Annotated in this window: 7 protein-coding genes and 1 pseudogene; 5 read left to right on the forward strand and 3 right to left on the reverse strand. The window is 62.4% G+C overall.

All coding sequences use genetic code 11. The features are described from left to right. Positions 1–48 precede the first annotated feature (48 nt). From CDA09_RS23650 to CDA09_RS11400, 5 genes and pseudogenes are all read left to right on the forward strand, one after another. Positions 49–3221 (forward strand): annotated as a pseudogene (locus CDA09_RS23650) (efflux RND transporter permease subunit). Positions 3222–3805: 584 nt separating this feature from the next. Continuing rightward, a complete protein-coding gene (locus tag CDA09_RS11385; protein WP_502697064.1) occupies positions 3806–4768 on the forward strand; it encodes an IS110 family RNA-guided transposase in 963 nt (320 codons plus the stop codon). Between the two features lie 71 nt (positions 4769–4839). Further along, on the forward strand, positions 4840–6255 hold the full coding sequence (locus tag CDA09_RS11390; RefSeq protein WP_217351242.1) for an efflux transporter outer membrane subunit: 1416 nt from the start codon (positions 4840–4842) through the stop codon (positions 6253–6255). A gap of 101 nt (positions 6256–6356) precedes the next feature. Further along, positions 6357–7073, forward strand: coding sequence for a response regulator transcription factor (locus CDA09_RS11395; protein ID WP_121428731.1), 717 nt, complete (start codon positions 6357–6359; stop codon positions 7071–7073). Continuing rightward, positions 7066–8499, forward strand: a complete 1434-nt coding sequence (locus CDA09_RS11400) for a sensor histidine kinase (protein WP_121428732.1) — start codon at positions 7066–7068, stop codon at positions 8497–8499. The genes CDA09_RS11395 and CDA09_RS11400 overlap by 8 nt, the downstream gene beginning before the upstream one ends. Positions 8500–8844: 345 nt before the next feature. Here the strand turns inward: CDA09_RS11400 and CDA09_RS11405 are convergent, their stop codons facing one another. The 3 genes from CDA09_RS11405 to CDA09_RS11420 all read right to left on the reverse strand — a co-directional run bounded on the left by CDA09_RS11405 (position 8845) and on the right by CDA09_RS11420 (position 13545). Next, positions 8845–9219 carry a helix-turn-helix domain-containing protein gene (locus CDA09_RS11405; RefSeq protein ID WP_286164086.1) on the reverse strand — a complete coding sequence of 125 codons (375 nt, stop codon included), beginning with the start codon at positions 9217–9219 and terminating at the stop codon, positions 8845–8847. A gap of 491 nt (positions 9220–9710) precedes the next feature. Next, the gene (locus tag CDA09_RS11415; RefSeq protein ID WP_121428733.1) at positions 9711–12851 is read right to left on the reverse strand and encodes an efflux RND transporter permease subunit; all 3141 of its coding nucleotides are present in this window, start codon (positions 12849–12851) and stop codon (positions 9711–9713) included. Further along, the gene (locus CDA09_RS11420) at positions 12832–13545 is read right to left on the reverse strand and encodes an efflux RND transporter periplasmic adaptor subunit (RefSeq protein ID WP_121428734.1); all 714 of its coding nucleotides are present in this window, start codon (positions 13543–13545) and stop codon (positions 12832–12834) included. Before CDA09_RS11420 ends, CDA09_RS11415 begins: the two co-directional genes overlap by 20 nt. Between the last annotated feature and the right edge of the window lie 23 nt (positions 13546–13568).

A 13568-nucleotide genomic window follows, 5' to 3' on the forward strand; every position in this document is an offset into this window, starting at 1 on the left:
TCGTCTTCAGGCGCATGCATTGACCGGAGCCCTCCCATGCTGAGGTCAATGATCTCCTTCGCGCTGCTGCGCCGGCCCATCATCCTGCTCGGCCTCATTGTGTTTATCGGTGCCGGCATCGCTGCCTTCACCAAGCTCAATATCGAAGCCTATCCGAATCCGGCGCCGGTGATCCTCGAGATCACGGCGCAGACCTCTGGTCTCTCCGCCGAGGAAATGGAGCGCTATTACACAGTGCCCATGGAAGTGGGGCTGGCGGCGACGCCCGGCGTGGAAAGCATCCGCTCCACCTCCTTTTACGGCCTGTCGTTCGTCCGCGTCACCTTCAAGTACGGTATCGATTACTACTTTGCCTATACGCAGGCTGCCAACAGCCTGCGGCAGAACGTTTCCCTGCCCAATGGGGTGCAGCCGCAGATTCAGGCGTCGAGCCTGGTGGGCGAAATCTACCGCTATCAGTTGAAGGGGCCGAAGCACTTCGGTCTGACCAACCTGCGCACCCTGCAGGACTGGGTGCTGCAGCGCCGCTTCCTGACGGTGCCGGGCATTCTGCAGGTGGTTGCGTGGGGCGGCACTACCAAAGAATATGAAGTCGAGGCCGACCCGCACAAGCTGCAGGCTTACCACGTCACCCTGCCGCAACTCATCGCCGCACTGGGCAATGCCAACATCAACGTCGGCGGCCGCACCATCAATATTGGCCAACAATCCGTCAATGTGCGCGGTGTGGGCCTGATCGACAAGGTGGAGGACATCGAGAAGGTGGTCCTCAGCCAGACCAATGGCGCGCCGGTGTTGGTGAAGGACGTAGCCAAGGCCAGCATCGGCTATGTGCCACGCCTGGGTCAGGCTGGGCGCGACGGCGACGAGGACGTGGTGACCGGCGTGCTGGTGATGAACCGTACCCTGCAAACCAACGACGTGGTCGCCCGCGTCAAGCAGGAAGTGGAAAAGATCAACAGCGACGGCACCCTGCCGTCAGGCGTCAAAATCGAGCCCTATTACGACCGCTCCACGCTCGTCGGCGTCACGACGTATACGGTGCTGCACAACTTGATCTTCGGCTGTTTGCTGGTGTTCTTCATTCAGTGGATCTTCCTTGGCGACCTGCGCAGCGCGCTCATCGTCGGCGCCAACATTCCGTTCGCGCTGTTCTTCAGCATCATCATGCTGGTCCTAGCGGGTGAATCGGCCAACCTTCTGTCCGTCGGAGCGGTGGACTTCGGCATCATTGTCGATTCGGCGGTGATCCTGGTCGAGAACATCTTCCGCAATTTCCAGAAGAGCGCCGCCGACCGGCAGGGCCTCATCGATGACTACTCGCAAAGCCATCTGCGTATGCACATGGACGGTGCGGAAGGGTGGACCAACCGCCTGCGCATGATCTTCATCAGCGCGTTGCAGGTGGACCGGGCGGTACTGTTCTCGTCCCTCATTACGGTAGCCGCCTTCATCCCCCTGTTCACCATGCAGGGGGTGGAGGGGCAGATCTTCGGGCCCATGGCGCGCACCTATGGCTATGCGCTGGCCGGCGCCTTGATCGCCACTTTCACCATCACTCCGGTGCTGTCCTCGTATCTGTTGCCAAAGCATGTCGAGGAGACTGAAACCTGGCTGGTGGTGCACCTGCGCCGTATCTACGCGCCTGTACTGAAATGGGCGCTGGCGCGCCGGCGCACCACAGTCGGCCTGGGCGTTGTCTTCCTGCTGCTGGCCGGACTCCTGGTGCCGCGCATCGGCAGCGAGTTTTTGCCGGCGCTGGAAGAAGGCAATTTGTGGATACGCGTCACCATGCCCCCACCATTTCGCTGGACGCTGGCAATGCGGCGGTGAACCGCATGCGCGAGATCCTCCAGAGCCATCCGGAAATCATCACTGTGGTGTCCCAGCATGGTCGCCCGGACGACGGTAGCGACGCCTCGGGGTTTAACAACTGCGAGTTCTTTGTGCCGTTGAAGCCTTTTGATGACTGGCCGGCCGGCCGGACCAAAGACCAGCTGGTGGCGGAGTTGCAACGGGAATTCGCCAACGAGTTCACCGGCATGGAGTTCAACTTCTCGCAGTACATCCAGGACAACATCGAGGAAGGGTTGTCGGGCATCAAGGGCGCCAATTCCATCAAGATCATTGGCCGGGATCTCCCCACCCTGGAGAAACTGGCCGACCAGGTGCAGCATGAGATGGCGCAGATCTCGGGGGTGGAGGATCTGGGCGTGTTCCACGTGCTTGGCCAGCCGAACCTGAACGTAACGGTGGACCGCGCCAAGGCAGCGCGCTACGGCCTCAACGCTGGCGACATCAATACCGTCGTGCAGGCCGCCATGGGCGGCGCCCAGGCGACCACAGTGCTGGAAGGGGACCGCCAGTTCGCGCTGACGGTACGTCTGGCGCCGGAGTACCGCAAGTCCATCGATGCTGTGCGCAAGTTGCGGGTGACATACCAGAACGCCGCTGGCGGAACTTCCTACATCCCCTTATCGGATCTGGCCACCATCTCGTTGGATACCGGCGCCTCCTACATTTACCACGAGCGCAACGAGCGCTTCATCCCGGTGAAGTTCAGTGTGCGCGGCCGTGACCTCGGCAGCACAGTAACCGAGGCGCAGGTGCGTATCGCCCAGAAGGTCAAGCTGCCGCAGGGCTACCGGCTGCAATGGGCCGGGGAATTCGAAGAACTGCAGCAGGCCAAGGACCGCTTGGCGGTGATCCTGCCGATCGCCCTGGTTATCATCCTGGTGCTCCTGTACGCACTCTTCAATTCCTTGCGCGACAGCCTGTTGACGCTCGCGGCCATACCCTTCGCCATTGCCGGCGGCGTAGTGGCGCTCTATCTGTCTGGCCTGGCCTTGAGCGTGTCGGCGGCGATCGGCTTTGTCTCACTGTTCGGTGTGTCAGTGATGAACGGCATCCTCGTCATCACATACTTCAACCAACTGCGGTCGGAAGGACAGGAACCGATGGAGGCGATGTTCAATGCAGCTAGCCAACGCATGCGTCCCATGTTGATGACATCGCTATCGGCCTGCATCGGCCTGCTGCCGGCCGCACTATCGACCGGCATTGGCAGCCAGGTGCAGCGGCCGCTGGCCACTGTGGTGGTGGGCGGCATGCTGATCGGCCCTGTCATGCTGCTGGTGGTGGCACCAGCCCTGCAGATGATGTTCCTCGGCGCCAAACCGGCCCAGTCTGCGCCGGCGAGTGATTACGATGAGACCGTCTAAGAATGCATAGAAGGAGTCAATAAACATGAATATCTTGTCCCTCCTATCGCTACTGACGTGGCTACCAGCCACGCCGATGTGGGCGCAGCAACACACAACCTTGGCGCGCGCCATCAAAACGTCGGCGGCTCCGAAAGCGCCGGCCACCGTGGGTGGCGCGACGGGGCATCCGTCCACAAAATGACATTGTCGGCGACCCCGTTCGCGTACGCGGAGAGGAGTCCCGTCCGCCGATTTCCTCGCAGGACTGCCATTGTGATTTTTCCTCATTTCCCTGCCGTACGGTGCCAGTGTGGTACTGCCGTGGCAGCGCTACTGGCCACGCTCTTGGCCACAGGTTGTGCCGTCGGTCCGGACTTCCAGCGCCCGGCTGCACCTTGTATGTTTAAGCCAGACCAGTACGGTAGAGTCTGGTTGCCGCTGAGGCGGCCAGACCGGACCGTGCAGTTTGAGCGCGCCTGGGGTGTCCGAGCCCGTGACTGAGTGCAGAGCGCACGGCCGCCGTGCTGGTCTTCCTGAAGCCCGAACGGTTACGCGCCCCGGTTCGACCGAGCGCGCATGCACAAGGAAGGGATCCGAAGATCATGTCTGTGACCTCAGTGGTGGTGGGCATCGACGTCGCCAAGGCGCATGTCGATGTCGCGGTGATGGGCGCCAAGTTTGATGCTCAGCAGTTCGATAACGATGCCGAGGGCCACTCGGCGCTGGCGGCAGCCTTGCAGCCGCAAGGGGTGGCGCTGGTGGTGATGGAGGCCACCGGCGGCTACGAGGCGACCCTCGCCTGCGCGCTGCAGGCGGCGGGCCTCGCCGTGGCGGTGGTCAATCCGCGCCAGGCGCGCCACTTCGCCAAGTCGATGGGGCGCCTCGCCAAGACCGACGCGATCGACGCGCGCATACTGGCCGAGTTCGCCGCGGTGCTGGTGCGCCGCGAGGATCTGGCCAGCCTCATCCGCCCGCTCGCCGACGCTCAGCAGCAGGCCTTGGCTGCGGTGGTCACCCGCCGCCGCCAGCTGCTGACCATGCTGCTGTCCGAGCGCCAGCGCCTGCAACTCGCGATCCCCGTGGTGCGCCCGAGTATCGAGGCCATGATCGAGGCCATCCGCAAGCAGCTCGACGAGGTTGAAGCGCAGATGGTCGGCCACGTGCGCGAGCACTACGCCGCGCTCGACAAGCTGTTGCGCTCCGCGAGCGGCATCGGCCCCGTGGCCAGCGCCACCCTGATTGCCGAGCTGCCCGAGCTGGGCCGGCTCAACCGCCGCCAGATCGCCGCACTCGTCGGGGTGGCGCCAATGGCCAACGACTCGGGCACCAGCCGCGGCCGACGCCGCGTGCAGGGCGGGCGCTTCGAGATCCGCCGCGTCCTCTACATGGCCACGCTCACCGCCGCCACCCACAACCCCACCATCAAGGCCTTTTACCAGCGGCTCATCGCCGCCGGAAAGCTGCCCAAGGTCGCCCTGGTCGCCTGCATGCGCAAGCTCCTGACCACTCTCAACGCCATGGTCAAGACCAACACGCCTTGGGCTGCCGACTTCCATTCTGCTTGACTCCAAAGACGGTTACTCAGGCGACAGACTATGCGCCCGCTCCGCTGCCGGTGACGACGACTGCGGCGCCCGTGGCCGGCGGCGACGCCCAGCACTTTGTGTTCGGCCGAGACATCCCGGCCGAGTGGTGGCGTCTCTTCCAATCGCCCCAACTGGACACGCTCATCCGGCAGGCGTTCAAGGCCAACCCCACCATTGAGGCCGCACAAGCGGCGCTGCGGCAGGCGCAGGAGAATGTCTATGCACAGCAGGGCTTTTTCTATCCCACCGTGCAGGCGAACTATTCGCCTTCACGCATCAAGCTGTCGGGCAATACTGGCGGTAACTCGCCGGGCCTGCAGGGGGACGGCTCGGTGATTGCCACTGGACAGACCGATACGGTGCCACCGGCTAGCACGCCGGTGATCTACAACTGGCACAGCGCCCAACTGACCGTGGGCTATGTGCCGGACGTGTTTGGCGGGAACCGTCGCCAGGTCGAGTCCTTGGAGGCGCAACGGCAAGCGCAACGCTTGCAACTCGAGGCCACCTATCTCACCCTGGCCAGCAACGTGGCGGCGGCGGCCATTCAGGAAGCCTCTCTGCGCGAGCAAATTGCGGCCGTGAATCACATCATCGCGACCAATACCCAATCGCTGGACATCCTGCAGCAACAGTTCCGCCTGGGCTACGCCATGCGTCTTGACGTGGCAGCCCAGGAGGCGGCCCTCGCACAGGCAAGGCAGTTGCTGCCACCGCTCCAGAAGCAGTTGGCGCAGACGCGGGATCTGATTCGGGCACTCGCCGGCAAGCTACCGAGCGAGGAAGTGGCGGAAACCTTCACCCTGGCGGCGCTGCATTTGCCCACTGAGCTCCCCCTGAGCCTGCCGTCCGACCTCGTTGTACAGCGCCCCGATATCCGTGCAGCGGAGGAACAGCTGCACTCGGCGAGCGCCCAGGTGGGTGTCGCGCTCGCAGCACGGCTGCCCCAGTTCTCGATCAATGCCATCGCAGGCGGCAATGCGGCGCGCTTCGGCGATATGTTCATGGACTCAGGCAAGTTCTTCAGCATCGTCGGCAACGTGACGCAGACGCTCTTCGATGGCGGCACTCTGCGGCATCGCCAACTGGCTGCGGAAGAAGCGTTGGCCCAGGCGAAAGCACAGTACCGCGGCACCGTACTGACCGCGTTCCAGAATGTGGCCGACACCTTGCATGCCCTCCACGTCGACGCCGACGCGCTGAAAGCCGCCGTGGAGTCCGAACGGGCAGCTCAGATCACGCTGGATCTGATCCGTAAACAACAGGAACTGGGCTATGTGAATTACCTGGCCCTGCTGAATGCCGAACAAAGCTATCAGTTGGCGGCAATCACCTTGGTCCAAGCGCAGGCAGCTCGTTACGGCGATACCGCGGCACTCTTCCAAGCCCTCGGGGGCGGTTGGTGGAACCGCAAGCCAGCCGAGGGCGACAAGTTGGCCTCAGACACGCGCCTGTCGAGCCAATAAGCCAAAGGACTAGACCGGCCGGGCGTGAAAGATGGTTACGATGCATTATCTGGAGCGAATGACGATAAGGCGCAACCTATACCCCGAGACAGCGAGGCAAAATGGATACCCCAAAAAACAATGGGTTTGCTATCGGCGGTCGTATCCTCGTCATCGAGGACGAGCCGGACACGATCGGCTATCTCTGCGACGGTCTCAGGGAAGCAGGCTATACGGTCACCTGGAGTGCCGACGCCGACGAGGGGGAACGCCTGGCCGGAGCAGGGCGCTGGGACGCTATCATCCTCGACCGCATGCTGCCGCACGACGTTGACGGGCTTTCCATCCTGCGTGCTCTGCGCGCGGCCGGTGACGATACTCCGGTGATGGTCCTGAGTGCACTCGCAACGCTGGATGAACGGGTACGTGGCCTGCGCGGCGGCGGCGATGACTACCTGACCAAACCATTCGCGTTGCCGGAGGTCCTCGCCCGCATCGAAGTACTGATGCGCCGCGCCGGCAGGCAGGAGGAGGTGCGAGAACTGTGCATTGCCGACCTCCGGCTCGACTTGACGACACGGCGCGTCGAACGTGCCGGCAGGCCGGTGCTGCTGCAACCCAAGGAGTTCCGCCTGTTGGAGTACCTGGTGCGCCACCAGGGCCAGGTCGTTACCCGCACCATGCTGCTGGAGTCGGTCTGGGACTATCGCTTCGATCCGCAAACCAACGTGATTGATGTGCAGATCAACCGCCTGCGCAACAAGATCGACAAGGATTTCGCCCCGCCATTGCTGCATACGGTGCGCGGCGTCGGTTACCGGTTGAGTGTCGATGGTTAGACTGTGGCACTCCGTCGCGTTCCGTCTGGCCTCGACGGCCGGCATCTTATTAGTGCTGGCGGTGGTTTTGCTGTCGTCAGTCTTCTATGTTGGCACCATTGGTGTACTGTCGCGGGGAGCGGACAACAAAATCCGGTCGATCTCGTCGCATCTGAATCAGGATTTCGAGACGCGTGGCCTAGCCGCGCTGGTGCTGAAGATTCAGTCGGCACTCACGGACGGAGTGGACTCGGACACCGAGATCTATCTGCTCACCACCCCCACTGGCGCGAAATTGGCAGGCAACATCGCAGCCTGGGCTGATGCCACTGTGCCGCTGGACCGGGTCATTGAACATGACGTGACCCGCGACCATCGTATATCCTCGGCCCATCTGCTGCTACACCGCCTGCCCGATGGCTCATTGCTGATCGTCGGACGCGACATGCAGGATTTGGTCGATATCGAGCGCCTTATTTCACGCGCACTGGCCATTGGTGGGGCCGCAGCACTCGTTCTTGCCATCGGTGGTACGTTGTTGCTTCGCCGCCTTATCGAGCGACGTATCTCCACCATCCGGCACACGGCCCACGCCATCGAAGCGGGCAACCTCCACCAGCGCATCCCGGTGAGCGAGGGCGGCGATGAATTCACCCGCCTCAGCAACGAACTGAACCATATGCTGGACCGCATCCAGCAGTTGATGGACGGCGTGCGCCACGTCTCCAACGTCATCGCACACAACCTGCGCACACCACTGGGCCGCATACGGGGCCATTTGGAGAAGGCCCTGCGCACGCCGGCCGACAGTGTCATGTTGGCGCGGGAGGCCAATTATGTTATCGACGAGGTCGATGGCCTCATCGTCGTATTGGAAAAACTGCTGCAGATCGCGGAGGCGGAATCCGGCACGCGCCGCCAGCCCTTCGAGCCGGTTGATCTGCGCGAACTGGTCACCGATGTGGTCGAGCTCTACGACGCCGCCGCGGAGGCGCTTGGCATCCGGCTCATTAGCTCGGTCGAGGAAGCGTCGCACATTCTCGGTGACCGTGATCTTATCGCATGCGCACTCGGCAACCTGCTCGACAACGCCTTCAAATACGCCGGAGAAAACGCCCTCGTGCTCATTCACATCTTCCAGCGACGCGACGGTGTGGCCCTCATTGTCCAGGACAACGGTCCCGGCATCCCGCTCGAGGAACGCACGCGGGTCCTGCAGCGCTTCTACCGGCTGGACGGCGCCCGTCCGGGACACGGCCTGGGTCTCTCCATCGTGGCGGCCATCGCACAGGCGCACGGCGCCACCTTGCATCTTGATGACGCCAAACCGGGGCTGCAGGTGCGGCTTCTGTTTCCCTTGGTGACGTCAGGCTCCGTCACATTGGTCGCCGGCAACAGTGTGAGTGGGAGGTCTGCGTGCAACGCCGTACATTCAGCGCCATGTTAGTGATAATTCGGTGCGTTGAATGACACTGTCATGCTGGATGGGCATTTTATGGTTCGGAAAACCGGATTGGATCGGGTCCGCTTGTAGCGCGAACGCCGGCCACCTGTCCGTCGGCAACGAGACCAGACGCGGATCAGCGCATTGGGGAACATCCTCTGTCACCTCGCCGCTAGGAGCTTACGACAGATGGGTGTCGACAGCCATGCCCGACTTCGTGGGATCGATGATATTGGGTGGCGGGATGTCCCTTCGGGTTTTCCGCCCGCGGATTTGACGGCCTCGTCGAATGCCTCCTTTGTCGGCATCGCTGCCCGCCGCATCACCGCAACAGGCATGTGGCGGCTCTTACCCTCGTGCCTTGCGGAACTCCGCCGGCGTCTGCTGCATCAGGCGGCGGAACATCGTGATGAAGGCCGAGGCGCTGGCGTAGCCGAGTTCGAGCGCGACGGCTTCGACCGTGCGCCCGGCGGCGAGGAGCGGCATCGCCTTGAGGATGCGCAGGCGCTGGCGCCATTCCGACAGGGGCATGCCGAGATCGCGCTGGGCGCGGCGCAACAGCGTGCGTTCGGTGGTGTTGGCGAGCCACGCAAGCTCGGCCATCGTGCGGTTGTCGTCGGGGTGGGTGTCGAGGAACCGGAGCACGGCGCCGAGCGCCTGATTGGAGGACGAAGGGAGGTAGCTGCCGGCGCAGGGGGCGTGCGCGAGCTGGTCGACGAGCACCTGCAGGAGGCGGGTGTTTTCGGCGTCGCGAAGCGTGTCGGGCGCCTGCAGGCGCAGGGTAAGTCCGGAGCTGACCGTCTTGCGCAGCCCTCAGTCCGATGCGTTGATCTCGTCGATGAATTCGCCGTCGCGCAATGCGCGGTCGATGGCGGCATCAAGCCGGATCAGGAGTTCGTAGAGGGTTTCGCCGTCGCGGAGCTGGAGCATAGCAGAGGCCGCATAGTTCACATCGAATCCGCCCCCTGTGTGATCACGGTGATCGCAGCATGGATGCTCGATCCCGTCGTGTGTTCAGCCTTGAGCTTGGGTGAGCCGAGGGTCACCGTGGCGGCGTTGTGCGATCTGAATCTACTTCGACCGCCTGCTGGTAGCCCAGTCGATGAGTGAGCCAGTAATTCTGCTCACGGTGGACGGCAAGCTTGCACGTTATGGCAGCACTGTCCGAGTCATCCAATTCGCATGGTTTGGGGATGGCGGCGGTCGGCCGGTAGTCACCTATTTAACAGAGCGAGGGAGAGCCTCTGCCGAAAGGCGTTGATGTCCTGTCCAATTGCAAACAGACAGGGAATCAGGAACAGGACATAGATCGAGGAACTGACCATCCCGCCGATGGTCGGCGTAGCGATGGGTTTCATGATCTCGATGCCGGGTCCATTAAGGAACATGATCGGCAGCAACGACAACGTGGCACAGGCGACAGTCATCAGCTTGGGGCGCAGGCGGGCGACGGAGCCCTCGACAACCGCCTCCATGTAGCTTGCGCCTTCGCCTCTTCTCGCCAGTGCCCAGCGGATGAACACGATCATGATGATGCCGGTCTGGATGGCTACCGCGAACAAGGCGATGTAGCCGATGATGACGGCAGTCGTCATCGAATAGCCCAGCGCCCACTGCAGCGCCACTGCGCCGACAAAGGCGAAAGGCGCCGACAGCATGATGACCAGGCTATCGGTCAGGGAGCGGAAGGCCATGACCAGCAAGGCAAGCATGATCACCAGCGTGGCGGGCACGATCCATTTGAGCTGCGCGTGGGAACGGGCGACATTCTGGTGCTCGCCGGTCCATTCAACTGCATAGCCCGCGGGCAGTTCCAGCTTCTCGGCAAGCAGCGCTTGCGCCTTGTCCACGTAGTCCGCCGCACTGGCATTGCCGACATCGACATAGACATAACTCGTCAGGGCACCATTTTCGTTGCGCAGCATTTCCGGCAATTTACGTACCGACACCTCGGCAATTTCGCTCAGCGCCACCGAGCGCTGCCCCGACGCCACGACCGGCGTGTTGCGGATCTTTTCAAGCGTATCGATGTACTCGGGCGCGTACTGGATGCTCAGAGGAGTAGTCAGGTTGTTGTGATCCTTGAAGGCAGCGACATTGTCCCCGCCGATGGCATAACGTGCCGTCAGCATCGCTTCGTCGGTGCGGATGCCCAGCCGGGCCAGCCGTACCGGGTCGAACTGGGTATCGATGAAATAACCCGATGAGATGCGCTCGGCAATTACCGATTGGCTTTCCGGGAGGGTTCGCAGCAGTTCCTCGATCTGCTGGCCGAGGGTCTCCAGGGTGGCAATGTCGTTGCCCTTGATCTTCAGGCCGACGGCCGTCTGAATGCCCGTATCCTGCATTGCCACACGGGCGCTGATCGGCTGCACCCAACTGTTTACATACCCGGTGATCTTCATTGCGGCGTCCATCTCGGCGACCAGCTTTTCCTTGGTCATGCCGTCTCGCCACTCGGCCTTGGGCTTAAGGAGGATGGTGGTCTCGATCATCGACACCGGTGCTGGATCGGTTGAGGTATCGGCCCGCCCGAGCTTGCCGAACACCCGCTTGACCTCCGGGAAAGCGGCCAGCTTCTTGTCCATTTGCTGCAGGATCCATGCGGCTTCGCGGACGGGGACGCCGGGCAGTGTGGTTGGCATGTAAAGAACCGTCCCCTCGTCCATGCGCGGCATGAAATCGGTCCTGAAATGACTGAGCAGGAGGATGGCCCCGGCAATCGCCGCCAGACTGCCTCCGAGGAAAACATAGCGGAATCGAATGGCTTGGGTCACCGCGCGGCGATAGCCACGCACCAATCCCGAATTGGCCGGCGTGCGGCCGGGTTCCACCTGGGCGTCTTTCCTCAAAATCCATTGGATGAGGATGGGGAGCAGGAACATCGTCAGCAAGGTGGAAAAGGCCATGGCAAAGGTCTTGCTGTAGGCCAGCGGGTCGAACAACCGGCCTTCCTTTTCGGTCAGGAAGAAGACGGGCAGGAAGGACACAAGGATGATGAGCAGCGAGAACAGCAGGGGGCGAGCCACGTGGGCGATGGATTGAACGATGATTGCCCGTCGTCCTTCCGCACTGACCACACCAGCCATGCGGCGACGTGCCGCCAGCTCGGCCGTGCAGTTCTCGACAATGACGATGGTCGCGTCCACCATTTCGCCGATGGCAATGAAGAGGCCGGCCAGGGAGAACAGGTTGATGGTCTGATGGAAGCCCGCCAGCGGGATGGCGGTAAAGGCGACGCCCAGCAGGAGGATGACCACCGGCGCCACGGCAGTGCGGGCATTGCGCAGGAACAGGACCATCACCGTGATCACGACGACCAGTTCGTAAGCGAGCGTGCACAGGAAGTGTTCGAGCGTGTCCCAGATCAGCGCCGAGCGGTCGTAGGTGGTGACGAGATCGACACCGGGCGGCAGTCCAGCCTTGAGTTCCGTGAGCTTCTGGTCAAGGGCACGGGTGATTTCCAGGACATTCTGCTTCTGCTCCATCACCACAATGCCGCCCACCACTTCGCCCTTGCCGTCGAGTTCGGCGACTCCGCGGCGCTGGTCATAGCCCACCTGAATGAAGCCGATATCTTTCAAATGCACAGGGGTGCCGTTCGGGCGATGGCCGACGACCATCAGTTCGAGCTGGTCGATGTTGTGGTAAGTGACGATGCCACGAATCTGATAATCCCGGTTGGTCACCTCCAGCGTGCGCCCGCCCGCCTCTGGAAAGGCGTTCTGGAAGGTGGCCACGATCTGCTTCAGGGAGAGGCCCGATTCGGCCAGGAGCGGCGGAAAGAGCTTGAGCTGGTACTGCTTTTCAAGGCCACCCACCGAGGCGACTTCGGCGACGCCCGGTACACTTTGCAGCCCCGGCTTGACCTGTTGCTCATGCAGCAGGCGCAGGTCACGCAGGTCGAGCAAGCCGTCCGCACTGACCAGTGCGTACTGATAGATCCAGCCCATGCTGCTGGCGTTGGGACCGAGCGTCACGGTGGCATCGGCAGGCAATTGCGGGCGAATCGCGTTCAGCCGGTCGGCCACGATTTTCTGGATGGGAGCGCGTTGTGATTCGCGCTTCAGGATGACGTAGATGAACGAAAACCCCATGTGCGAGGTGCTGCGGATCGACTGGATGCCGGGCGTCCCGGCCAGGGACTTGATCACCGGCTCGGTGACCTGGGCCTCCAGAAGCTGCGGACTGCGCGGCCATTTTGCATAGAGGACGATCTGCGGATCGGAAATGTCTGGAATGGCGTCCAGGGGCGCCGTGAAAATGGCGTAGGCGCTCAGTACGATGGCGGCGAGCACACTCGCCAGGACGAGCAGCCGGTGCCGGATGATATTTTCAATGATGGTGATGTTCATTGCTGGGAGGTGTGATCGAGCACATGTCCTGTCCGGGCGCTTTCAGCTTCTCTTCGGCATCGACGAAGAAACTCCCGATCGAGACCACCCGGTCGCGTTCAAAAAGGCCATGCCGAACTTCCGTATAGAGTTCCCCTTTCAGTCCGGTACGAATCGATCGAGGTGCATACAGACCGCTGCCGGCCGGCTGCATTTCGATATAGGCGACTTGCTCGCCACCGTCCTCGATAATGGAAACGTTGGGAATCGAAAGATAGGGGCCGCGCTCGACAACGATCTCCATCAGGTAGCGAGCCCCGGGGGAGTGCCCCTGATCTGCCAGCGTCGCCTGGACAAGGACGCCGCCGGTTTGCCGCAGGACTTTAACGGTTTTGCCCTGGTGCATTTGCGTTCGGGCATTGGCGGCGAAACTGCGAGTGCGCTGGCCCACCTGGAGCCCGTCGGCTTCCAATGTGCTTAGCCGGGCCGATATGGTTCTGCCACCCGGATCGACCGTGCCGACCGTGCGTATCCAGGTCTGGATAGGGCGCACTGAGGCTTCAGTCAGGGTCAGGGTCAGGTCGCTGGCCTGTGCTTCGGTAATCTTGACGCCGCCGGCCTGGGCCGCTCGCATGCGCTCGCGCAGATCCGCGCCTTGGGCAGGCAACACTGCCAGACACCACAGGCCGGCAACGGTAATGGCAAAGCGATTCACTTTGGTCTCGACTCCGGGGGAAT

This window comes from Azoarcus sp. DN11 (assembly GCF_003628555.1).
Lineage (GTDB): Bacteria > Pseudomonadota > Gammaproteobacteria > Burkholderiales > Rhodocyclaceae > Aromatoleum.